Source organism: Hylemonella sp. P2_B10 (assembly GCF_056404875.1).
The window spans coordinates 1,578,730-1,599,481 of record NZ_JBFUDE010000001.1; the positions used below are offsets into that span (position 1 = coordinate 1,578,730).

Annotated in this window: 22 protein-coding genes; 14 read left to right on the top strand and 8 right to left on the bottom strand. The window is 64.1% G+C overall.

Features of this window, described 5'->3' with window-relative positions:
* Positions 1 to 6: 6 nt before the first annotated feature.
* The 5 genes from AC1DX2_RS07385 to AC1DX2_RS07405 all read right to left on the bottom strand — a co-directional run bounded on the left by AC1DX2_RS07385 (position 7) and on the right by AC1DX2_RS07405 (position 4,306).
* The gene (locus AC1DX2_RS07385) at positions 7 to 1,239 is read right to left on the bottom strand and encodes a serine hydrolase domain-containing protein (protein ID WP_477195645.1); all 1,233 of its coding nucleotides are present in this window, start codon (positions 1,237 to 1,239) and stop codon (positions 7 to 9) included.
* A 117-nt stretch (positions 1,240 to 1,356) separates the two neighbouring features.
* A complete protein-coding gene (locus AC1DX2_RS07390) occupies positions 1,357 to 2,952 on the bottom strand; it encodes a tetratricopeptide repeat protein (RefSeq protein WP_477195646.1) in 1,596 nt (531 codons plus the stop codon).
* 245 nt (positions 2,953 to 3,197) lie between these two features.
* A complete protein-coding gene (locus AC1DX2_RS07395; RefSeq protein ID WP_477195647.1) occupies positions 3,198 to 3,632 on the bottom strand; it encodes a cupin domain-containing protein in 435 nt (144 codons plus the stop codon).
* Positions 3,633 to 3,738: 106 nt separating this feature from the next.
* Positions 3,739 to 4,092 carry a hypothetical protein gene (locus AC1DX2_RS07400; protein WP_477195648.1) on the bottom strand — a complete coding sequence of 118 codons (354 nt, stop codon included), beginning with the start codon at positions 4,090 to 4,092 and terminating at the stop codon, positions 3,739 to 3,741.
* The gene (locus AC1DX2_RS07405) at positions 4,085 to 4,306 is read right to left on the bottom strand and encodes a hypothetical protein (protein WP_477195649.1); all 222 of its coding nucleotides are present in this window, start codon (positions 4,304 to 4,306) and stop codon (positions 4,085 to 4,087) included. The genes AC1DX2_RS07400 and AC1DX2_RS07405 overlap by 8 nt, the downstream gene beginning before the upstream one ends.
* A 270-nt stretch (positions 4,307 to 4,576) precedes the next feature.
* On the opposite strand from AC1DX2_RS07405, the gene AC1DX2_RS07410 reads away from it, so the two are divergent.
* A complete protein-coding gene (locus AC1DX2_RS07410) occupies positions 4,577 to 5,812 on the top strand; it encodes a serine hydrolase domain-containing protein (RefSeq protein WP_477195650.1) in 1,236 nt (411 codons plus the stop codon).
* Positions 5,813 to 5,863: 51 nt separating this feature from the next.
* Here AC1DX2_RS07410 and AC1DX2_RS07415 read toward each other — a convergent pair whose 3' ends face one another.
* Positions 5,864 to 6,271, bottom strand: coding sequence for an MAPEG family protein (locus AC1DX2_RS07415; protein ID WP_477195651.1), 408 nt, complete (start codon positions 6,269 to 6,271; stop codon positions 5,864 to 5,866).
* Between the two features lie 130 nt (positions 6,272 to 6,401).
* Here AC1DX2_RS07415 and AC1DX2_RS07420 point away from each other — a divergent pair, with 130 nt between their 5' ends.
* Positions 6,402 to 7,025 (top strand): ArsR/SmtB family transcription factor, encoded by a 624-nt coding sequence (locus AC1DX2_RS07420; protein ID WP_477195652.1) that lies wholly within the window; start codon positions 6,402 to 6,404, stop codon positions 7,023 to 7,025.
* Between the two features lie 11 nt (positions 7,026 to 7,036).
* On the top strand, positions 7,037 to 7,873 hold the full coding sequence (locus AC1DX2_RS07425; protein WP_477195653.1) for an SRPBCC family protein: 837 nt from the start codon (positions 7,037 to 7,039) through the stop codon (positions 7,871 to 7,873).
* Positions 7,874 to 7,974: 101 nt separating this feature from the next.
* Here the strand turns inward: AC1DX2_RS07425 and AC1DX2_RS07430 are convergent, their stop codons facing one another.
* Both AC1DX2_RS07430 and AC1DX2_RS07435 read right to left on the bottom strand, forming a co-directional pair.
* Positions 7,975 to 10,275, bottom strand: coding sequence for a DUF6351 family protein (locus AC1DX2_RS07430; protein WP_477195654.1), 2,301 nt, complete (start codon positions 10,273 to 10,275; stop codon positions 7,975 to 7,977).
* 219 nt (positions 10,276 to 10,494) lie between these two features.
* The gene (locus tag AC1DX2_RS07435; protein WP_477195655.1) at positions 10,495 to 11,193 is read right to left on the bottom strand and encodes a Crp/Fnr family transcriptional regulator; all 699 of its coding nucleotides are present in this window, start codon (positions 11,191 to 11,193) and stop codon (positions 10,495 to 10,497) included.
* Between the two features lie 211 nt (positions 11,194 to 11,404).
* Here AC1DX2_RS07435 and sugE point away from each other — a divergent pair, with 211 nt between their 5' ends.
* From sugE to AC1DX2_RS07490, 11 genes are all read left to right on the top strand, one after another.
* Positions 11,405 to 11,719 (top strand): quaternary ammonium compound efflux SMR transporter SugE, encoded by a 315-nt coding sequence (gene sugE / locus AC1DX2_RS07440; protein ID WP_477195656.1) that lies wholly within the window; start codon positions 11,405 to 11,407, stop codon positions 11,717 to 11,719.
* A gap of 92 nt (positions 11,720 to 11,811) precedes the next feature.
* Positions 11,812 to 12,552: an alpha/beta hydrolase gene (locus tag AC1DX2_RS07445; protein ID WP_477195657.1), complete on the top strand. Its 741-nt coding sequence runs from the start codon at positions 11,812 to 11,814 to the stop codon at positions 12,550 to 12,552.
* A gap of 259 nt (positions 12,553 to 12,811) precedes the next feature.
* Complete coding sequence (locus tag AC1DX2_RS07450) at positions 12,812 to 13,264, top strand: Rrf2 family transcriptional regulator (RefSeq protein ID WP_477195658.1); 453 nt, start codon at positions 12,812 to 12,814, stop codon at positions 13,262 to 13,264.
* Positions 13,265 to 13,274: 10 nt separating this feature from the next.
* Entirely contained in the window at positions 13,275 to 13,652 is a 378-nt protein-coding gene (locus tag AC1DX2_RS07455) for a metal-sulfur cluster assembly factor (protein WP_477195659.1), read from the top strand.
* 152 nt (positions 13,653 to 13,804) lie between these two features.
* Positions 13,805 to 14,794: a hypothetical protein gene (locus tag AC1DX2_RS07460; protein WP_477195660.1), complete on the top strand. Its 990-nt coding sequence runs from the start codon at positions 13,805 to 13,807 to the stop codon at positions 14,792 to 14,794.
* A gap of 62 nt (positions 14,795 to 14,856) precedes the next feature.
* The gene (locus AC1DX2_RS07465; RefSeq protein ID WP_477195661.1) at positions 14,857 to 16,188 is read left to right on the top strand and encodes an NnrS family protein; all 1,332 of its coding nucleotides are present in this window, start codon (positions 14,857 to 14,859) and stop codon (positions 16,186 to 16,188) included.
* 4 nt (positions 16,189 to 16,192) lie between these two features.
* The gene (locus tag AC1DX2_RS07470; protein WP_477195662.1) at positions 16,193 to 16,741 is read left to right on the top strand and encodes a hemerythrin domain-containing protein; all 549 of its coding nucleotides are present in this window, start codon (positions 16,193 to 16,195) and stop codon (positions 16,739 to 16,741) included.
* A 19-nt stretch (positions 16,742 to 16,760) separates the two neighbouring features.
* Entirely contained in the window at positions 16,761 to 16,964 is a 204-nt protein-coding gene (locus tag AC1DX2_RS07475) for a DUF3079 domain-containing protein (protein ID WP_477195663.1), read from the top strand.
* A gap of 107 nt (positions 16,965 to 17,071) precedes the next feature.
* Complete coding sequence (locus AC1DX2_RS07480) at positions 17,072 to 17,377, top strand: high-potential iron-sulfur protein (protein WP_477195770.1); 306 nt, start codon at positions 17,072 to 17,074, stop codon at positions 17,375 to 17,377.
* A 440-nt stretch (positions 17,378 to 17,817) separates the two neighbouring features.
* Positions 17,818 to 19,020: an HD domain-containing phosphohydrolase gene (locus tag AC1DX2_RS07485; RefSeq protein ID WP_477195664.1), complete on the top strand. Its 1,203-nt coding sequence runs from the start codon at positions 17,818 to 17,820 to the stop codon at positions 19,018 to 19,020.
* Positions 19,017 to 20,705, top strand: coding sequence for a methyl-accepting chemotaxis protein (locus tag AC1DX2_RS07490; protein ID WP_477195665.1), 1,689 nt, complete (start codon positions 19,017 to 19,019; stop codon positions 20,703 to 20,705). Before AC1DX2_RS07485 ends, AC1DX2_RS07490 begins: the two co-directional genes overlap by 4 nt.
* The last annotated feature ends 47 nt before the right edge of the window (positions 20,706 to 20,752 follow it).

A 20,752-nucleotide genomic window follows, 5' to 3' on the forward strand; every position in this document is an offset into this window, starting at 1 on the left:
GCCCCCTTACTGCAGCTGCCTGACCACCGCCGCCAGAAAATCCAGGTCCTCAATGGCCTGCTTGCCGGTCGGCTTGGAGCGCGCCCCCAGCCCGATGACGACGATGTTGCCGCGCGGCTGGATGTACATGTACTGCCCCTGGATGCCCCGGCCCATGAATGAGCCCACATGCTCCGGCCCGGCTTCGGGCTTCACCGTCCACCACTGGTAGCCGTAGCCGTTCATGCCCGTCACGCCAGTCAGTGGCTTGGCGCTGGTGGCTTCCGCCAGCCAGCCATCCCCCACCACACTTTGCCCGTTGATCTTGGCACCTTGCAGGATGAACTGACCGAAGCGCCCAAAGTCGCGCAGCGTGGCCAGCACGCCGCTGCCACCCACCTCGTGGCCGCCGGGCGAGTCCAGCCACCAGTAGGCATCCGCCTCCATGCCGATGCGGCTCCACACCTTTTGCGACAGGTAGTCGGCCAGCGGCATCTTCGTGGCCGCCTGCACCACCTCACCCACCAGCACCGTCTCGCCGGTGCTGTAGTTGAACGCCGTGCCGGTGCCCGTGCCCTTGCCCAGCACCTTCATGACGTCGAAGATGGCGCCCTGCTTGTTGCTGGCGATCTGAAATTCGAGCAGGCGGCGGCGGTCGCTGGCGGGGTTCACATACGTCTCGTCCCACTTCACGCCCGAGGCCATCATCAGCATGTCGCGCACCGACACGCCCTCGTATGCGCTGCCGGCCAGCTGCGGCAGGTACTTCACCACCGGATCGTTGATGCTGCTGATATAGCCGTCCTTCACCGCCACGCCCACCAGCGTGGACACCAGCGACTTGGCCACCGACATGGACATCCAGCGGTCCTGCGCGGTGAAGCCGAAGTCGTAGTGCTCATAGGCGATCTTGCCGTCCTTCAGCACCAGCAGACCCACCATGCGGTTCAGCGCCACGTAGTCCGGCAGGTCATAGCTCTTGCCGGCAGAGGTGAACGTCACCGCGGTGATGGGCTTGTCGCTGGCCGGCAGCGCCGAGGCCGGGCCGCCGGCCTTGATGGTGCGGGTGGGGAAGATGCGCTCGGTGTGGCTGAAGGTGCGCACCGCCTTGTCAGGGTACAGCGCGCCGTTGTAGATGTCGCGTGCGGTGCCGAGGTCTTGGGCGGCTCCTGTGGCAGGGGCGGCGGTGTTGGTAGCGCAGCCGGCCAGCGTGAGCGCGGCCATCAAGGCCAGGCTGAAGCCGTGCAGGGGCTTGGTCATGGGGAAGTCTCCTCGTTGTTGTGTTTGAGCGAGACCATTGTGCGCCGTCAGCCCGCAGCGCACCAGCCGCACAGGCGACACCTGCCCTTCACACCCCGGGGTTCAGGCCCAGCCCAATCAGCGCGCCGCCGGCTTCACATCCAGCACGATGGACGCCACCTGCTCCGGCGCCAGGCCCAGCTTGCGCAGGAAGGGCAGCCAGCGCTTGTCCTGGCGGATGTTGGCGAACAGCGGCTCGGTGAGAATCTCCGACAGCCCGCTGTCCCGATAGGCCAGCGCCTTGTCCAGCCAGGCAAAGGCCTTGTCGGCTTCGCCCCGGTAGGCGTAGACATAGGCGATGTTGTAGGCGCTGTCTTTCTCACTCTGCTTGATCAGCTCCACCAGCGCCGCATCTGCCTTGGCCTTGTCGCCCAGCGCGTGCCACACCAGCGGCAGGCCTGTCAGGCCCCAGCCGTTCTCCACCGGCTCCAGCTGCATCTCGGCCAGCGCGGCCTGCGGCTCGCCCTTGAGCAGCAAGGCCAGGCCGATGCTGAAGTGCGCCGCCACGCGCGAGCCGCCGCTCAGCGCCAGCGCCTTGCGCAGCCCGGCAATGGCGTCGTCATACCGGCCAACGCGGAAATCCTGCACCGCCAGGTTGTGCGCGTTGGAGGGGTTCACCGGGTCGCGCAGCATCAGGGCCTCGCGCAGCGCCCGGGCATCGTCCATGCGGCCCAGGACCAGGGCCAGCGCGGCGGCGCCGCTGAGCGCGCTCTGGCCGTCCGGCTCCAGCGCCTGCGCCCGGTTCAGGTACCGGGCCGCGGCCGCCAGGTCGCGCTCCGACATCGCCATCCAGGCCAGCCGCCCGTAGGCCGTGGCGTCGTTCGGGTCAATGGCCAGCACCTTGTTCACCGCCTCGCGCGCCAGTGCGTAGCCCTCACTCGTGGGCCGCAGGAAGTTGTCTGCCTGGGCCGTGTACACAATGGCCAGCATGTTCCAGGCCTCCGCGTAGCCCGGCTCCAGCCGCAGCGCCTGCTGGGCCAGCGCCAGCGCCTGCTCCAGCGTCTTGGGGCTTCTCTGGCGCGCCAGCTCGCGCGCCTGCAGCACCAGCGCGTAGGCCTCGGGTTTGACCACCCGCGCCTTGATGGCCGCGCCGCCCAGCAGCGTGGCCTTGAGTTGCGCCACCACTGCAGCGGCGATCTCGTCCTGCATGGCAAAGATGTCGCTCATGTCGCGGTCATACGTCTCGGACCACACCTGGCTGCCGTCGGCCGCGTGAATCAACTGCGCGGTGACGCGCACCTTGTTGCCCGACTTGCGTATGCTGCCCTGCAGGATGTTGGCCACGCCAAGTTCACGGGCGATCTGCTCCACCTTCACGTCCTTGCCCTTGAACGAGAACGATGAGGTGCGCGCGATCACCTGCAGGTCGCGCACCTTGGTAAGCTGGTTCAGCAGCTCCTCAGAGATGCCATCCGAGAAATACTCCTGCCCCTTGTCGCCGCTCATGTTGGCGAACGGCAGCACGGCGATGGATTTGGCGTTGACCGCCTTCACCGGCTCGGCCGGTTGCACGGCAGCGGGCGCGGCAGAAGGCGCGGCCACCGTCTTGTACGTGGTGTACCAGCCTACGAAGCCGCTGAGCACCGCACCCACGCCGGCGATGGCGACGATGACGCCCTTCACATGCTTGAGCTTGCCCAGCAGGCCACTGCGGCCCGGGGGTGAGGTGGGCAATGCGGGCGCCGCAGCGGCTGGCGCGCCGGACGGCGCAACATCCGCCGCTGGCACTGCCTCGGCAGGCAGGCGGCTGTCCCTGATCTGGCTGTTGCGAGCAGCCTTTTGTTTATGCGAGGACTTTGACAAGGGCCAGGCGCTGGCGAAGGTCGTAAGGTACGCCATGATACCCACGCACCAGGCGCGGCCCAACCTATTTTTCCCGGCCTGCGGCGCTCAGGCCACAGCGCCGGCCGCGCCCCATGTCAGGGCTTGAACACATCCACCGGCACCAGCACCACCGGCACGATGCCCCGGTTCACCCAGTAGTGCGTCACGCCATTGCTGGCCGGCACCATCTCGCCGGCCGCATGCGGCACCTCCACGCCGTTGCGCACCTCGACCACGTTGCCCGCCTGCACATACTCCAGCGTGGGCCGACCCTGGTGCGTGTGCACGGCGGTGTTGCCACCCGGCTCGATGGTGATGGCGCGCGCCCGCAACTGGCGGCCCGCCAGTTCGGGAATGTCGCCGCCCAGCTCCAGCGCGGCCAGCGGCTTGCTGGTGACGCCCTTGTTCTCGGTCGGAGCTGCGGCCGGCGTCGCTTGCGACAGGGCCAGGCCGCAGGCCAAGGCGGCAACGGCCACCAGCGCGAAGGGCACCAACTGGCGGCGGACACGGGAAAGTAGGAAGTGCTTCATGGCGGGCTGGTCTCGTGGTGGCTGTGGCAACGATTGTGCCCCTCAACCCGGATCCATGTCCAAACCGGCCGAAGCTGCCGGCTGAAACTATCGCCCGAGACAACGCTTACGGCTTGTCGCTGTTGTCGCTGCCCGCCCGGTCCACGCCCAACTGCACCATGCAGTTGGCACGCTCACGCTGGCCAGGCAGGCCACGGCAGTACAACGCGGCCTCGGCCTGTGCGGCGTCGACACGATGATTGGCCTCAGCCTGCCGCGCGGCCCCGCTCACCACGCTGTAGAAGCTCACCAGCATGACCACGATCAGCACCGCACCCGCCATCTCTCGCCAGGTCGGCGGAGATTCGGCCATTGCCTGCCGCACCCATGCCAGCAGGCGTTGCCAGGCGTCGGCAACAGACGCCAACACGGCATGGTTTGGCATCACGTGAGCGGCATGGGGGGCAAATTGATCAGGCATGGAAGCACCTCTCTACAGCGGGTGTCAAAAATTCGCGCCCGACAACGCCGCGCGCAAACAGGTAATTGTTCAACGCCTTCTCACTCAAGGCGTCCAGTTCCACGCGGCCGCGCGCATCGCAAGGGAATGCGAAGCCGCGGCCAGTCTGGTACATGGAGCGAAAGCACAGCTGGAAGGGCGAAGCCGTTGTTGTTGTTGTGTCCAAGGCGGTCATGGTCGGCTCCTTTCTGCTGTGCGTTGGTACTACTGTCGCCGTAATGGGTGTCCAGCACCATCGGGCGGAGCTGATTCGAACGTGGGACAAGTCCTATGCCACCGTACGCCGGGCCCTACGTGCAACCTCAGAGGGCGCATGGATCCAATGGCCGGAATACCTTTTTTTTGACCGTCGGCCCCTCAACCGGGCGATCGCCACTAAGCTATTGGGATGAGCGCCAGCTCCAGGAATCAAGAAAGAATGCCATCTGGGCTTGAAGTCAACACCATGAAGAAAATCAATACCACGCGGTTCCTGCTGCTCTCCACCCTGCTGATGCTGCCGGCCTTGGCGCCAGCACAGCCCGCACAACAGAACGCCGCGCCGGCCGCTGCCTCCGCCAGCGCGGCCCCCGCGTCGTCCGCCGGCGCCATCCTGTTCTGGTCTTTCGAGCAGCAAAAGGCCGGCTACCCCCACATGGAGAACTTGCGGCCGGCGCGGCTCATCAAGCGTGGCGCCACCGTCTCGCCGCTGCCTGTAGCGGCCAAGCCGCTGGAGCTGAACTTCAAGGTCGGCGACCAGACCTGGACCATTGACGACTACATGACGCGCAACCGCGCCGCCGGCTTGCTGGTGATCAAGGACGGCCAGGTGGTGCTGGAGCGCTATGGCCTGGGCCAGACGCCGCAGATGCGCTGGACCAGCTTTTCGGTCGCCAAGTCGTTCTCGTCCACGCTGGTGGGCGCCGCCATCCGCGACGGCAAGATCAAAAGCCTCGACGACCCCATCACCACCTATTTGGCCGGCCTCAAGGGCTCTGCCTACGAAGGTGTCACCGTCAGGCAGTTGCTGCAGATGACCTCGGGCGTGCGCTGGAACGAAGACTACGGCGACGCCAACTCCGACGTTGCCCGCTTCGGCAACGAGCCCAGCGTCAACGGTTCGGACCCGGTCGTCACCTACATGGCCCGCCTGCCGCGCGAAGCCGCGCCCGGCACCAAGTGGGTCTACAAGACCGGCGAGACCAACCTGGTCGGCTCACTGGTGCGCGCAGCCACGGGCAAGACGCTGTCCGACTACCTGTCCGAGAAAGTCTGGCAACCGCTGGGTATGGAGGGCGATGCCTACTGGCTGATGGACAGCTCCGGCGGCGAAATCGCCGGCTGCTGCCTGTCGGCCACGCTGCGCGACTATGGCCGCTTTGCCGAGTTCTTCCGCCGCGGCGCCAAGCTGCCCAACGGCCAAGCCGTGGTGCCCGACGGCTGGGTGGAACAAGCCACCACCACCACCCGCGAAGCGCTGGACGGCATGCAGGGCCGCGGCGGCTACGGCTTCCAATGGTGGACGACGCCCGGCAAGCCCTACCGCGCCGCCGGCATCTTCGGCCAAGGCATCTGGATCGACCCCGAGCTGAACCTCGTCGTCGTCACGCAAAGCGCGTGGGCCGGCGCGACCGATCAAGAGGCGGGCCGGGTGCGGCAGGCGCTGACCAATGCCATCACGGCGCATTACCGGAAGAATTAGGAAGAACCAGGCATGAGACGCCTGGCCTGGGGTGCCTGCCGGCAACACCCCTCAGGCCCCGTGCAGCCTGACGGCCCAGTAGACGGCAATGCCCATCTGCACCACAAACGCGCTGAACCGCGCGCTGACGGCCATGGGTGAGGTGGACGCCAGGTGGATGACGGACTGCACGATGCGCGCAGCCAACAGCACATAGGCCAGCGGGTCCGTCACCTGGGCCTTGCCAGCGAGCACAGCCAGCACCATCAGCCCGCCAAACAGCGGCAGCCCTTCCAGGCAGTTGGCATATGCACGCGCCAGGCGCTGCATGAAAGGGGACAGCCCGCCGTTGTCCGGGCTGAATCCATTCGCCGGAACCCGGCCGGTCAGCACAAGCTTTGTGCGAATGGCCTCCATCAGGACGAGCAGGGCCAACGTCCAGGACAGGAAACCGAGCAGGGCAAGAAGGGTGACAGACATGGTGGTGGACTCCTGAAGTCAACGTGAAGGACGACGCCGCGCACAGTCTATGCGCAGGCACATGCCAGACATAGCCCCGTCTTTTTTTGGGGTATTGACAAATTTATTTGTCAAAGCCAAAATCTCCCCCATGCAAGACATCCAAGTCATCGAAGACCCGGCCGCAGCCACGGCTGCGCTGGCCCCCATGCGCAGCCGGCTGCTGGCGGAACTGGCTACGCCCGCCTCGGCGGCGACGCTGGCCACGCGGGTCGGTTTGACGCGGCAAAAGGTCAACTACCACCTGAACGCGCTGCAGGAACACGGCCTGGTGCGCATGGCCGAGGAACGCAAGTGGGGCGGGCTGACAGAGCGGCTGATGGTCGCCACCGCGGCCTCCTACGTCGTCTCGCCCGGGGCGCTGGGCCCGGTGGCCATCGACCCGAACCGCGAAGTGGACCGGCTCTCGGCCAGCTACCTCATCGCCCTGGGCGCACGGGTGGTGCGCGAGGTGGGCGCCCTGTTTCGCCGCGCCAACGACACCGGCAAACGCCTGGCCACGCTGTCGATGGATGCCGAGGTGTGCTTTCGCTCGCCCACCGAGCGCGCAGCCTTCAGCCATGAGCTCACCGTCGCCATCAACCAGCTGGTCGCCAAGTACCACGACGACGCCCCCGGCGCGCGCGCGCACCGGCTTGTGGTGATGGCGCACCCCCTGCCCCAGCCCAGCCCGGCCACCCCATCCATCCACCCACAACCCACGCAAACCCACTAGGAGCCACCACCATGAGCGTCAAGGTAGAAGCCAACGGCCGCCGTTCGGTCGAAGTCGAATTTGAAGTCCCCGGCACGCCGGAAGAAGTCTGGGCGGCCATCGCCACCGCGCCGGGCATCGCGGCCTGGTTCGTGCCGGCCAAGTTCGACCAGCAGGGCAGCGCCAAGCCCACCGCCATCACCTACCAGTTCAGCCCCGAGATGCCCATACGCGGCATCATCACGGCCTGGGAGCCGCCGCGCCTGTTCACCGCCGAGCAGGAAGAAGCCTGGGGCGACTCGCCCAAGATGGCCACCGAATGGCTGGTGCAGGCACGCTCGGGCAGCGTGTGCAGCGTGCGCATGGTGCACAGCCTGTTTGCCAGCACCGACGACTGGGACAACCAGCTGGAAGAAGTCATGGGCGGCTGGGCCGGCTTCCTGGTCAACCTGCAGCTGTACCTGAAGCACTTCCGCGGGCAGACCGGTGCCATCCTGCGCGTCAAGTCGGTCACGGCCGGCACCGATGCGCAGGCCTGGAAGACGCTGACCAGCGCGCTGGGCGTGCACGGGCTGGCCAAGGGCCAGCACTGGAGCGCGCCCGCCGGCGCGCCGCCCATCAGCGGCGTGGTGGAGCACCTGAGCGAAAACCCGTATGACGCGCTGTTCATCCTGGACAAGCCGCTGTCAGGCATCGGCGCCCTGGGCGCCAACCTGTACCCGGACGGCAGCACCGTGGTGGCCATGCACCTGTACCTGTATGGCGACAAGGCCGAGGAAGCAGTGGCCTATGGCACGCCGCTGTGGCAGAAGTGGTTTGACGAGAAGTTTGCGGCGCAAGCCGAGGCGGCAGCCAGCACCGGGGCATGACAGACAGGCGCCGCCTGAAGCTGAAGTGTCTGGCATGGTCCACCGTCTTCCACTGAGCAGAAGACGGTGGACCCGACCGAAGAACAGGCGAACAGGTCCGACTAGAAGGTTGTCGAAGCCGGCGCCGCGGGAATCTTTGTACCCGTGGGCCCGTTCATGAAGCTGGTCGCGGCCCACGGCGTGGTCTGGGCGGTACCGGGCTTCGACCAATCGCAAACACCGTCGGGAAACACAGCTTTGAGCCGGGTCACCTGGGCCGCGGTGAAGGCCACACCCGCATAGTCCGCGCTGGCCGCGTCAAACGCCTTCAACTGGCACTGAAAGACATCCTCAGACCTCGGGCCGCCCGCCACTTGACGGGGACTCAGGTGAAGCAGTGTCGCCGCGATCGGGCAGGACGGGTTGGTGATGGACAGTTCAGTTGCCAGGTCCGCGGCGGTCGCGCCAGCCGTCGCATAGCAGCCGTCCTTCACGTCTGCCGGCTTGTTGTTGATCACCTTTTGTTCAATGGCAGTGCTGGTCTTGTCGGCCTCTATGGCGGTCAACCAACGGTCCATCATTTGAAACGCCTGCGCGGTGATCGCTGCCCCCGGAGCGCCGTTGATGCCGCGGATGACCGAATTCGCATGGCCGCCATTGGCGGCGTCAAGGCGCGCCCGCTTTTGCATGCTCCGCCACGGCATGTGGATGTCGGGGCCGAATTCCGGCCGGATATCGATCATGGCAACCTTGGCGAGGTTCTTCGCGTTGTCCAGCAACCCGCTTTGGTAGATCTGCGGCAGAACATCCGGCAGCGCGCGGAAGCGGGGTGCCGGCACCACCGGTGCGGCTGGGCTGCCCGCGGTGAACTTCATGTCGCTGTCGTAGGCGCCAACGGTTTCGTTCAACTGGACAAACTGCTCAGCCGTGAGCGATCCGCTTCGCAGTGCCTGCAGTCCGTATTGCACCCCCACGTTGTCATAAGGCAGTTTCGGCTTGGTGTTGCGGTCGGTGTCCACCGTGGTGCCGAAGATGTTGACCATCATGTCGTGGATCGAGCAGCGAACGCCGTTGGGCCGATTCACCGGGTCATAGACGATGGAAGCGGGGAAGCCGGCCCCGCAGTTGCCGGGCAGGGTCGGGTTCTGCGGGTTGATGAATGAGGCGATCCACCTGCCGCAATAAGCGTTGTCCTTGCCCTCGATGGCGGCGCGCTGCGCGGTCGTGAGCGAGGTGCCTGCGGCGGTGGCGTAATAGTTGCCCAGAATGCCGCAGTCGCGCGTCTCTATCCAGGTGGACACGGCGTCAGGGTAGCTCCAGGCCGGCTGAATGCCCTGCAGCAGGCCGGGTATCACAGACGCAATGTTGGTCTGCATCATCGAGCCACCGGACAAGCCATCTGACATGGTGTAGCGGATTTCGCCATAGGTGTCGATGATGTGTTCCTTGATCATCATCGCCTGCTCGGCGGCAAGAAACTCGTTGTTGTTGTCCTGGTGGTTGGTCAATTGCGCATTGACAACCATGTGCCCGGCGGCCAGGCTGTTGACGTCAAACACCGAAGCCCCCGGATTGCGCTGGAAGCGGTTGCCGGACGCACTGGCGCCGAACTTCCACATCAGCTTGCCGTTCCAGCCCTTCTGCGGTGTCCATGGCGTCCAGGGCTGTGCGGGGTCAAAGTAGGTCAGCACCTGGTACATGCCACGGTCCATGGTGCCGAGCTCCAGGCGAAGCATGCTCTTCACCGTGTCGCCACGGTCATTCTTGAAGTCGGCGATGGCCGCGTCCGCCGGCCGCGCCGCGGGGTCGTAAGCGACGAAACAAGGGTTGGCGCCCGTGATGCCGAGGGTGCAGGCAGTCCCCTGCAGTGCCTTGGGCTGGTAGTAGTAGGTGAATTTTGTCGGCGCGTTGCACCTGGCGTCGGTCGGGTCAGCGTCCAGTCCGCTGACCTGCGTCGGGACGATCGCCGACAGGCTGGTCCCCGCGACGACCACCAGCGCCTGGCTGATGGTCCTGGTGGCGCAGATCCAGGGCTGAACCTGCGGCCCGGAAAAAATGGCGCTGCCGCGGTCAACGTTGGTGATCTGCAACCGAGCGCCCTTGTTCACGCTCTTCAGCGTGGCGACCAGGGCGTTCGATCCCGACGCCAGGCCGGTGACGACACCCAGCACCCGGCCGTTGGGTCGCACCGCGAACGCACCGGTCTGGTCCGCCCCGTTGAGCTCGACCTTCAGATCGCTGAAGGTCGCGCCACTGGGTAGAACGATTTCCACCAGCGCGTCACCGTCACTGATCATGTCGGCTCGGTTCGACAACGTCTTGATGACCACGTCGCCCGTGATGGTGGGCGTGGTCGGCGTGGTCGGCGTCGTGGGCGTGGAGGGTGAGCTGTCGTTCCCGCCGCAAGCGGCGAGCACAAGCATCGCAAAGCATGGCGCGAGCCAAACGGCGGCGCCTCTGGTTACTCGGTACATCCGGGGTCTCCTGATAGGTCTGTAGAAACAGGCCGATTGTTTAGCCGTGATGTCCTGCGTGACTGTTCACGCGTACACAATGGCGGATATCGGAAACCCTAAGAAATGTAAAGCTTGGCGCCGTGCGCCGGCGATGCGGCCCGACCGCTCGAAGAGTGGAGGAAATTGTTAGTCGAAGGCAGCGCTGAAGCGGCGCAATTCCGACAAGTTGAGCAAGGTGATGGACCGGTAGTCCACCCGCACCAGACCTTGGTCCGCCAGCTTGTGCAGCGTCCGGTTGACAACCGAGCGCGACACGCCGGCCAGGTGCGCCAGCCCCTCTTGCGACACGGTGACGCAGTTTTCCGTGTTCGGGTAAAGCCGCGGGTCGACCATCTCGTTCAGGCAGTGCACCACGTGGTGCTCGGCATCGTGCAGCCTGAAGTGCTCACACCGCTCCACGAACTGGGCCAGGCGAGCGTTCATCTGGTCGAGCAGGAAGCGGTTGAAGGCGATGCTGGAGCCCAGCAGCCACTCGAAGGTGGAGATCGGCACGAACGCCACCACGCTGTCGGTGACAGCCACCGCATCGAAGGGCCAGGGGCCGCGTTTGAGCAGCGTGCCTTCCCCAAACCAGCAGCCGGCGGAAAAGTGCGTCAGGGTGGTGTGGCGGCCGTCGGCGCCGCTGTTTTCTATCCTCACCAGGCCGCTGGCCACGCCCAGCCACGCATCGGCCGCCGTGCCCCGGCTTGCCACCGCTGCGCCCGCACTGATGGGCTTGGCCTGGATATCAAAGCGCAAGCGGTCCAGTTGGCGCTCGTCGAGCGCTTTGTGAAAGCTCGTGCCGCCAAGCAGCTTCTCAACCGATGATTCAAATGAGGTCAACATGTTTGTCCCAACATCGCGGCCGATGTTACGTGAGCAAAGATGCGGTTGCAAGACCGGGTGGATGTGCTGCCTTACTGCTGTGTTGGCCGGGCGGTGTGGCAAAACAACCACCCACGGCACTTGGGGTGATCCGCGGCCAGCAACGCCGCATCATCCGTTCTCAGGCACAGTGCTGTCAGCCACTGTGCGCTGATGCGCGGGAGATGTTGATATGGCCTGGGTTGTGCTGGTGATTGCCGGTCTGCTGGAAGTTGGTTGGGCGATTGGCCTGAAATACACCGAGGGCTTCACCCGCTTGTGGCCCAGCGTGGGCACGGCCGCCGCCATGGTCATGAGCGTCGGACTGCTCGGGTTGGCCATGCGCTCCCTGCCCGTGGGCACGGCCTATGCCGTGTGGACGGGCATTGGCGCGGTGGGCACGGTCGCCCTGGGCATGGTGCTGTTCGGTGAACCGGCCACCGTGGCCAGGCTGGTGTGCGTGGGCCTGATCCTGGCCGGCATCACCGGGCTGAAGCTGACTGCCTGAATGCTGCGGACAACCACCTGCGCAAGGCCCAGCTATCGCCCGGGTAGTTGTGGCACCATTGTTGGCGTGTTCCTTCCACTGATGCCAACAGCATGCTTACGCGCCGACACTTATTTCATTCACTGCCTCTCGCAATTTTTACGCTCAGCGCCGGGCGGGCATCAGCTGACCCCGCAGCAAAGGTCATTGGGGAGTACAGCTACCGAGAGTGGATTGTCAACAGCACATCAGACAACCCGGCGCTTCCCATTGTGATTGGCCTGCATTGGAGCAGTTCAAGTCCAGAGGAATTTCGCGCATATTTCAACGGACTCCGCAAGCCGGCTCGCTTGATTTTCCTGTCCGGTCGCTATCCGTTCAAAGGCGGGTATTCGTTCTATTCGAGATCACCGGTCAACTACTATGCGATGGAAGACGCCGAGCAACAGGATGTTGTCGCAACCGAAGCAGCCAAGATCGCAGATGTCATTGCATTGCTGGGCAAGACTTATCCCCATGCACCCAAACCAATTGTGATTGGTGCGTCGCAAGGTGGCGACCTTGCGTACGCACTCGCGATCCTTTACGGGCAGCTGCTCAAGGGATCCATACCTCTTCTAGCGAGCCTTCATGAAGACCTGCTGAAAACCCAATCTGCGCATCGCCTGCCAATTCGGGTGTTTCATGGTGTTGACGACAAGATTGTGGCCATTGCGGCAACCCGGGCGCATGCTGATCGCTTGGCGAAAGCCGGCTACAACATCGTACTGAAAGAGTATGCCAACCTGGGCCACGATATCAGCCCCCAGATGCAGCACGACTTTAGCGATGCCATCGACCAGGCATTCGAGTAAGTTCCACAACGTCCCCTTCACAGAATTACGGGCTGCCGGGGCGAGATAGACCTGCGTATCTGTCGCCTGAACAGGCACGGACGGATGTGTCATTGTGGCCACGCAAGTGCGGTTACTTGACGTGGGTCAACTCACGCAGGCGCCCCACCACTAACATTCATGCATTCAGGATGCATCTTTTGCCGCCTCCAACTGCATTTGCCCCACATCCCGTGACCACTGTCGCTTCAAAAATCAGCAGCGCGTCACGGCATCGTCAATGAAACTGACCAGCTTCACCGACCACAGCCTTCGGGTATTGATCTACCTGGCAGCCGTTCCAGACCGACGGGCGACCATTGCCGAAGTGGCGGACAAATTTGAAGTGTCCAAGAACCACTTGATGAAGGTGGTTCACTTTCTGGGAACTTGCCATTGGCTGGCCAACAAGCGGGGCAAAGGCGGTGGCATTGAGCTGAGCATGGCGCCGGAGCAGATCAACCTCGGCCAGGTGATTCGCCTGACTGAAGGCGAGTCCAAGACCACCGAATGCATCGGCCTCAAAGCGGACCACTGTGCCATTGCAAAGGTCTGTGAGCTCAAAGACGTCTTGCGGCAGGCGGTGGACGCCTTCTACAAGGTGCTGGACCAGTACACGCTGGCGGATGTGACCCACAACAGCCATGGGCTGAGCAAGCTGTTGCGCATCTATCCCATCCCGATGCGTGCGTGAGAGGGACGCCATGCAATTCATCGCCAAGCCAGCTCTACCAGTTCTAGTTCCGGCAACGCCAGCGCCTGCATATGCCTATGACGGGCCACAGGAGCTCAGCGGTCCTGTTCTGGCGGCGCTGACCCGGGTGGTCGACCCGGAACTGGCCCTTTCCATTGTTGATGTGGGGCTGATCTACGGCGTGCGCGTCACGGCAGATGTCGTGCGGGTCAGCATGACCATGACCTCCCCGGCCTGTCCGGTGACCGATGTCATCCTAAGCGAAGTCGAAGACGAACTGGACCGGGCGATCCCTGAGGCATATGCCATCGAGGTTCAGCTGGGCTGGGATCCGCCATGGTCAGCCGAACGCATGAGCCAGCGCGCAAGACGCTTCATGGGCTGGTGACCATGCGCGCAGCCCGCCGCTCCCAGCAGCCTTCCCCAAGGGCAGCCGCCGCGAGAAAGCTCTTCAAGCTTTCTCTGGCGCTGGGGGTGATCTGCGCGCTCCTGAGCGCAGTCATGGGTGGGCTTTTTCGCGCCGGCGTTCCCTTGCAAGGCATGGCCGACAGCACATTGTTGTCGAGCGCGGCCATCGTCCATGCGGCGCTGCTGCTGTCAGCATTCCTCGGCAGCGCCATCGCCACGGAGCGTGCCGTTGCCGTACGCCACCATTGGGCGTTCGTCGCCCCCGTGGGCAGTGCGCTCGGGGGTCTGATGATGCTGGTCGGCCATGCACACCTGGGTGCCTGGCTTGGGGTGGGTGCCGCCACGGTGTTCGTGGGTGTCAATATCTTGCTGGTGCAGCGGCAGCCGCTGGCGCATACGGCCCTGCTGCTGGTGGGGGCGCTGGCATGGCTGACCGGCAACCTGATGTTCGCCATGAACCTGAACTCAGGCGCCGCGCTGCCTTGGTGGTTCGCCTTTGTGGTGCTGACCATCGTGGCGGAGCGGCTGGAGATGTCTCGCCTGATGCGCCGCCACACCTGGGCGCACCCGCTGCTTCTGGCTGCGGTGGTCGGCTTGTTGGCCGGCGCAGCGCTGTCACAGCCGGCCCCGGCCTGGGGCGGCGTGCTGTATGGCCTGGCCCTGACGGCGCTGGGAGTGTGGTTGGCCGTGTTCGACATCGCTCGGCGCACAGTGAAAGCGCAGGGCCTGAGCCGTTACATGGCGATATGCCTTCTGTCGGGCTACTTCTGGCTGGTCACGGCCGGGCTGGGCTGGGTCGGCTGGACCCTGGGCCTGCCCGCGCGGGATCTGGCCTTGCACGCGCTGGGCCTGGGCTTCATCATCAGCATGGTCATGGGCCACGCACCCGTCATCCTGCCGGCAATCGCGCGCATCAAGCTGCTGTTCGGTGCCTGGTTCTACGTGCCACTGTCTGTGCTGCACGCATCGCTGCTGCTGCGCTTGTTCGGGGCGATGGTTGACCCGGCCATGCGAAGGCCGGGCGCCTTGCTCAATGCACTGGCGCTGGGCCTGTTTGCCGCCACCGTGGCCGGCTCGGCCGTGGCCTGGCGGGCACATCGTCCCGATCATGTTCACCATTGACCCGGCGTTCATCAAACAAATCAACGTGGCGACCCGATAACGCCCAATGCCAACCCAGCTCCATGCTTACCAAACAGTTCCACGCCATCCGGGCGATTCCCAGCACCAGCGGTGAGCCGCGCCCGTCCGGCACCGCCAGCCCGGCGAGGCCGCCCTGGCTCTGGCGCAGCCTTCTGCTGGCGCCACACCGCCTGGGCTTCTTCCTGGGGCTGGTGGTGCTGGTCAGCGCCAGCGCCTGGTGGGCTTTGGTGCAAGGGAGCCGGCTGGGCTTGCCAATCCACCTGTCCTACGCCGTGCCACCCACACTGGTGCACGCAAGCCTGATGGTCTTGGGCTTCTTTCCATTGTTTTTCAGCGGCTTCCTGTTCACCGCCGGTCCCAAGTGGCTGAATATGGCGCCGCCACTGCTCAGGCGCCTGTTGGCCCCGTTGCTGTTGCAGACTGCGGGGTGGCTGATCTGGCTGGTGGGTGCCCATGCGCACGAGACCGTGGCCCTGAGCGGCCTGGGCTTGGCGACACTGGGCTTTTGCTGGCAGACGCTGCTGTTCTGGGGTCTGGTGCGCGCCAGCCAGGCCCAGGACAAGGTCCATGCGCGGCTGATCGCCCTGGCCTGCACGGTGGGCTGCCTCAGCCAGCTGGGTCTGCTGGCCACCCTGGCGGTGGGGTCACAGGAAGCGGCGCGGGCCTGGGTGTTCACCGCCTTGTGGGGTTGCGTGATGGCGGTGTTCGTCACCGTGGCGCACCGCATGATTCCCTTCTTCACGTCCAGCGCCATGCCCATGGTCGCGCTGTGGCGGCCGTTCTGGCTGTTGTGGCTGATGGTGGGCATGGTGATCTTGCAAACGGCCAGCGCATGGCTGGAGTTGCTGCTCGCCGGCACCGCGGCCGGCCAAGCCTGGCTACTGCTGCTGGCCTGCCTGGAGCTTTTGGTAGGCGCGGTCCTGATCTGGCTGACCTGGGTGTGGGGGTTGGTGCAAAGCCTGAAAAACCGCTTGCTCGCCATGCTGCACATCGGTTTTGCCTGGTTGGGCCTGTCGCTGCTGCTGGCCGGTGCCACCCGCCTGGCTGCGGCCTGGCTGCACACGGCGGTCATGCCGCTGGGCGCGCTGCATGCCACCACCATGGGTTGCCTGGCGTCGTTGACGCTGGCGATGGTGACGCGCGTGTCCTGCGGCCACAGTGGCCGGCCACTGGTGGCCGATACCTGGACTTGGGCGCTGTTCCTGGCACTGCAGGCGGCCACACTGCTGCGCATGGCGGCGAGTTTTCAATCACCTCTGACGCAGTGGATCCTGGCCGCCACTGGCTTGCTGTGGCTGGTCGTGATGGCGCTGTGGGGCACACGCCTGGGTTCGTGGTATGGACGCGCGCGGGCCGATGGCAAGCCAGGTTGACACGATGCTGCCTGGCTTCAACTCACCCGCTGCCGGCTTTGATCAGCCGTTTGAGTTACTGAGCGCCTGTCATGAGCGGGTGCAGCGCACGCTGAACCTGCTGGGGCGCCTGCAAAACCACTTGCGGGACCACGGCTGCGACGAACAGGCGCGCAGCGCAGCCCAAGACGTGCTGCGCTACTTCGACATCGCCGCGCCCCTGCACCACGAGGATGAGGAGTTGCACGTCTTTCCACCGTTGATGGAATCCGGCTCCGAAGGCACGAAGGGGCTGGTGCGCGTACTCCAGGACGACCACCTGATCATGGAGTCGAAGTGGCAACTTGCACGCACCGTACTGCTTGGCGTGGTGCGCGCGACACCTCAAACCTGGCAGGAGCTTACCCCGGCACAGTCGGCGGCCCTGGGCTCCTTTACTGCGCTGTACCAGGACCATATTCGCAATGAGGAACAGTTGGTGTATCCAGCCGCCCTGGCTCAGCTCCAACCAGACGCACTGAAAGCCATGGGTGAAGACATGATGCGCCGGCGTGGCGCCACGCCATCGACATAAAACCAGACCCGAACGCTCGATGGCAAAAACATTCCCCATCCGACCAGCGAATCCCCAGCGCATCTGCTGGGGTTGCGACCTGTATTGCCCTGCGGACGATATGCGCTGCGGCAACGGCTCCGATCGCACCCAACACCCTTACGAACTGCTCGGCGAAGACTGGCAAGGCTGGGAGGACGAAGCCAAGCCCGTCCCCTCAAGCATTGCAAAGGAGATCGCATGAAATAGCTGAAACCCTTTTTTGCAACCCCATCACTTGTCAGTAAAAATGAACGGCGTCAAATGTCCGCAGCCAGCTGTTCAATAAACCACCCCTCTCAGGAGACTACCATGACGAATCGGCGAATTTTTCTCAGTCAAATCGGCGCTCTGGGCACGGCCCTGATCTCCATACAGGCACACAGCCAGGGCGCAATGGTTTCCGAATCGGATCCGCAGGCGGCGGCCCTGGGCTACAAGGCCGATGCCGCCAAAGTCGACAAGGCCAAGTTCCCGAAGTTCGCAGCCGCGCAACTCTGCAGCAACTGCGCCTTGTACCAGGGCAAGCCGACCGATGCGTCAGCCGGCTGTCCCATCTTTGCGGGCAAGCAGGTGGCCGGAAAGGGCTGGTGCAGCGCCTGGGCCAAAAAGGCCTGAATTCACCCTGTATCACACCGGCCGGGATGCTCCGGCCGCACAGGACTTCGTTGCCAATGCTCTGCGCCGCGCAGGACAGCTGGGCACGAAGTCTTTTTCTTTTTTGCGCATTGCCGGGTTAGGGCTGCAATGTTTTTCCTCGTGCGCCCTCAGCCCCCCGAATGCAGCTTGCAGGACCCGGATCTGTAAGCCCGGCGTAATGACTGCAGCCTGTCACTCCGTACACCACTGTATGGAGAATGATCTGCATCAAACCAGTGTCATGAATCCTCGGAAATAGCCGGTAATCACATTGCTTTAAAGATATATCGTTGATACATTAATTACAAGCTTGGTTGAAGCTCTGAGTTTGAAAGGGGAAAAAAAGGAAGTGGGCATGCGCCATCAGCTGCATCGGCTGGCCTGGCTGTGAACCGCACCCAACACTGGAGAACTGACACATGGATACCCCCTTCTTGCCGCAGTCAGCGCTGCTCACCGGGATTGCCGCCGGCAGCATGACAGAGCAGTTGCGCAATGTTCACGAAGAAATCGCCGCCTGGTACCCCGTCGTGGACCGCATGGCCATCGCCCTGTACGACCCGACCACGGGGAAGCTCAAAACCTTCGTATTCAGCAATGCCGAGAGGGATGCGCTGGAGCACCATGAGGTGTCACTGGCCGAGGTGCCCTCGCTGGCGGCGCTGGCCGCTTCCAAGGAAATTCGTGTCATCGGAGACATCAACCAGACCCTCACCGGCATGTCCCGCCACACCCAGTGGTTGAAACAACACGGCTACCGCTCCAGCTTGACAGTGCCGGTGAGCGACAACGGGGAGCTGTCGGCGTTCTTCTTCTTCAACTCAAAGCAGCCGCATGCATTTGGCCGCAAGATCATCCACTTTCTCAAGGTGATCGCGGGCCTGCTCTGCCGCCTCTACCTGCAGCACATGAAACTGGTGCGCGGCATGAGCGGCATGGTGAGTGTGGTCAGCGGCCTGGCCTGCGTGCGCGACCTGGAGACCGGACAGCATCTGGAACGCATGGCCCAGTACGCGCGCCTGATCGCCAGCCGGGTCGCTGAGCAGCATGGATTCAGCGATGAGTTCATTGAATACCTGCATTTGTTTGCCCCGCTGCACGACATCGGCAAAGTCGGCGTGCCCGACAACATCTTGTGCAAACCCGGAAAGCTGAACGAAGAAGAATGGATCGTGATGCGCAGCCATGTGCAGATCGGCGAGCAATTGATAGACCAGATCGGTCGTGACCTGGCTCATGGTGATCGCATGGCCTTCACCGTCATGCGCAACATCATTGCCTGCCACCACGAACGGGGCGACGGCTCCGGCTACCCCCGTGGCCTGCTGATGGATGAGATACCCATGGAAGGCCACATCGCCGCCATCGCCGACGTGTATGACGCACTGTCGAATCGGCGCGCCTACAAGTCCGCGTGGACAGAGGAACAGATCGTGGCTGAGCTTCGCAGCGAAGTGAGCAAGGGGCGCCTGCATGGTGAGTGCGTTGAAGCACTGATCGCAGCCAAGGCAGAACGCATTGCCATCCAGGACAGGTTTGCCGACGAGGAAGTCATGGACGAGCCAGACCTGGTAGCACAACCCCAACCAATGATGTACGGACAACTGAAAAGAATCTCATGAAGAACCTGAAAATATCAACCCGCCTGCAGCTGGGCTTTCTTTCGATCACTGCCGCATTCCTGCTTCTGGCCGCAGTCGCCGCCTGGCGGATGGAGGCAGTCGCCGCTGCCGCTGCACGCATGGAAGCCGAAACTGAGCTGATGCATATCGCGAACAGATGGCAATCCAATGTGCGCGAAAATGCGGCCCGAGCCTTGGCGATCGCATTTTCAGACGGCAGCGCATTGCTCGAGTTCTTCAAGGAACCCATGGCAGCCGTCGTCAAGGAGACCACTGATCTCCAGAGCGCCTACTCAGACAAGGTTCGGGATGATGCTTCAAGACTGCGCGCCGGCAAGGTGGGCGAAGTGCGCAAAAGCTGGCGAGAGGCTCGTGATCAGGTCACCGCGCTGAAGGCTGCTGGAAACGAGACTGGCGCACGCGCCTTGGTGCAAAGCAAGCTGGTACCAGAAGCCAGACAGTATGACCGCGCCCTTCAGGCCCTGGTGGACGGCCAGGTCGCCAATGTTCGGGCCGCCCGGCAGGAAATTGAACAGATGTTCAGCACCCTGTACGCATTGGGTGCCGCCCTGCTGACCTTGTGTGTCGCCATTGCCGTGTTTGCAACCTGGGGCATCTCCCGCAGCATTGTCGGTGGGGTGAGCATCGCCCGGCAAGCGGCACAGCGCATAGGTGCCGGAAACCTGAGCGAGCCGCTGCCCAATATGGGCAAGAATGAGATCGGTGAGCTGGTGCAGGCGCTGGACGCCATGCAGTCGGGGCTGGTGCAGGTGGTCAGCTCGGTCAGGCACGGTTCCGATGGCGTATCCACGGCCAGTGCCGAGATCGCCCAAGGCAACCATGACCTGTCGGCGCGCACGGAAAGTCAGGCCAGCGCGTTGGAAGAAACTGCCGCTTCCATGGAGCAGCTGAGCTCCACTGTACGGCAGAACGCCGACAACGCCCGGCAGGCCAACCAGTTGGCCATGCAGGCCAGCACCGTGGCCGTCAAAGGCGGAGAGGTGGTTGGCCAGGTGGTGGAAACCATGAAGGGCATTGTGGACAGCTCGCGCAAGATCTCAGACATCATCAGCGTCATTGATGGCATTGCATTCCAGACCAACATTCTGGCGCTCAACGCGGCGGTGGAAGCTGCCCGCGCTGGCGAGCAGGGCCGCGGCTTTGCAGTGGTGGCCAGCGAGGTGCGCAGCCTGGCTGGGCGCAGCGCCGATGCCGCCAAGGAGATCAAAAACCTGATTGGCACCAGCGTGGAGCGGGTGGAGCAGGGCACGGCGCTGGTGGACCAGGCCGGCAGCACCATGACCGAGCTGGTGGGTTCCATCCGCCGGGTGACCGACATCATGGGGGAGATCAGCGCGGCCAGCAACGAACAAGCCCAAGGCGTGGCCCAGGTTGGCGAAGCGGTGACGCAGATGGACCAGGCAACGCAACAGAATGCTGCGCTGGTGGAAGAGATGGCAGCGGCGGCCAGCAGCCTGAAGGGCCAGGCGCAGGACCTGGTGCAGGTGGTGTCGGTTTTCCAGCTGGGCGCCGGGCAGGCGCGGCCCATCTCCGTCGCGCCGGCTCACGTTCGCGGTGCGGGCGCCAGCCAGAGCACATATGCAGGACCGCAAAGACGAGTCGCGGACCGTGACGGCCCCTTACCGCTGTTCGGTCGCGGCGATACGGCACTGGCGCCCGCCTGACGCCAACAAACACTGGGGGAGGCTCTTCAGCTTGATGCTCATCAAGT

Bases quoted from the DNA above. Each gene is read 5' to 3' on its own strand.
- AC1DX2_RS07385 (WP_477195645.1), bottom strand. From the start codon at position 1,239: ATGACCAAGCCCCTGCACGGCTTCAGCCTGGCCTTGATGGCCGCGCTC.
- AC1DX2_RS07395 (WP_477195647.1), bottom strand. From the start codon at position 3,632: ATGAAGCACTTCCTACTTTCCCGTGTCCGCCGCCAGTTGGTGCCCTTC.
- AC1DX2_RS07400 (WP_477195648.1), bottom strand. From the start codon at position 4,092: ATGCCTGATCAATTTGCCCCCCATGCCGCTCACGTGATGCCAAACCAT.
- AC1DX2_RS07405 (WP_477195649.1), bottom strand. From the start codon at position 4,306: ATGACCGCCTTGGACACAACAACAACAACGGCTTCGCCCTTCCAGCTG.
- AC1DX2_RS07410 (WP_477195650.1), top strand. From the start codon at position 4,577: ATGAAGAAAATCAATACCACGCGGTTCCTGCTGCTCTCCACCCTGCTG.
- AC1DX2_RS07415 (WP_477195651.1), bottom strand. From the start codon at position 6,271: ATGTCTGTCACCCTTCTTGCCCTGCTCGGTTTCCTGTCCTGGACGTTG.
- AC1DX2_RS07420 (WP_477195652.1), top strand. From the start codon at position 6,402: ATGCAAGACATCCAAGTCATCGAAGACCCGGCCGCAGCCACGGCTGCG.
- AC1DX2_RS07425 (WP_477195653.1), top strand. From the start codon at position 7,037: ATGAGCGTCAAGGTAGAAGCCAACGGCCGCCGTTCGGTCGAAGTCGAA.
- AC1DX2_RS07430 (WP_477195654.1), bottom strand. From the start codon at position 10,275: ATGCTTGTGCTCGCCGCTTGCGGCGGGAACGACAGCTCACCCTCCACG.
- AC1DX2_RS07435 (WP_477195655.1), bottom strand. From the start codon at position 11,193: ATGTTGACCTCATTTGAATCATCGGTTGAGAAGCTGCTTGGCGGCACG.
- sugE (WP_477195656.1), top strand. From the start codon at position 11,405: ATGGCCTGGGTTGTGCTGGTGATTGCCGGTCTGCTGGAAGTTGGTTGG.
- AC1DX2_RS07445 (WP_477195657.1), top strand. From the start codon at position 11,812: ATGCTTACGCGCCGACACTTATTTCATTCACTGCCTCTCGCAATTTTT.
- AC1DX2_RS07450 (WP_477195658.1), top strand. From the start codon at position 12,812: ATGAAACTGACCAGCTTCACCGACCACAGCCTTCGGGTATTGATCTAC.
- AC1DX2_RS07455 (WP_477195659.1), top strand. From the start codon at position 13,275: ATGCAATTCATCGCCAAGCCAGCTCTACCAGTTCTAGTTCCGGCAACG.
- AC1DX2_RS07460 (WP_477195660.1), top strand. From the start codon at position 13,805: ATGGCCGACAGCACATTGTTGTCGAGCGCGGCCATCGTCCATGCGGCG.
- AC1DX2_RS07465 (WP_477195661.1), top strand. From the start codon at position 14,857: ATGCTTACCAAACAGTTCCACGCCATCCGGGCGATTCCCAGCACCAGC.
- AC1DX2_RS07470 (WP_477195662.1), top strand. From the start codon at position 16,193: ATGCTGCCTGGCTTCAACTCACCCGCTGCCGGCTTTGATCAGCCGTTT.
- AC1DX2_RS07475 (WP_477195663.1), top strand. From the start codon at position 16,761: ATGGCAAAAACATTCCCCATCCGACCAGCGAATCCCCAGCGCATCTGC.
- AC1DX2_RS07480 (WP_477195770.1), top strand. From the start codon at position 17,072: ATGACGAATCGGCGAATTTTTCTCAGTCAAATCGGCGCTCTGGGCACG.
- AC1DX2_RS07485 (WP_477195664.1), top strand. From the start codon at position 17,818: ATGGATACCCCCTTCTTGCCGCAGTCAGCGCTGCTCACCGGGATTGCC.
- AC1DX2_RS07490 (WP_477195665.1), top strand. From the start codon at position 19,017: ATGAAGAACCTGAAAATATCAACCCGCCTGCAGCTGGGCTTTCTTTCG.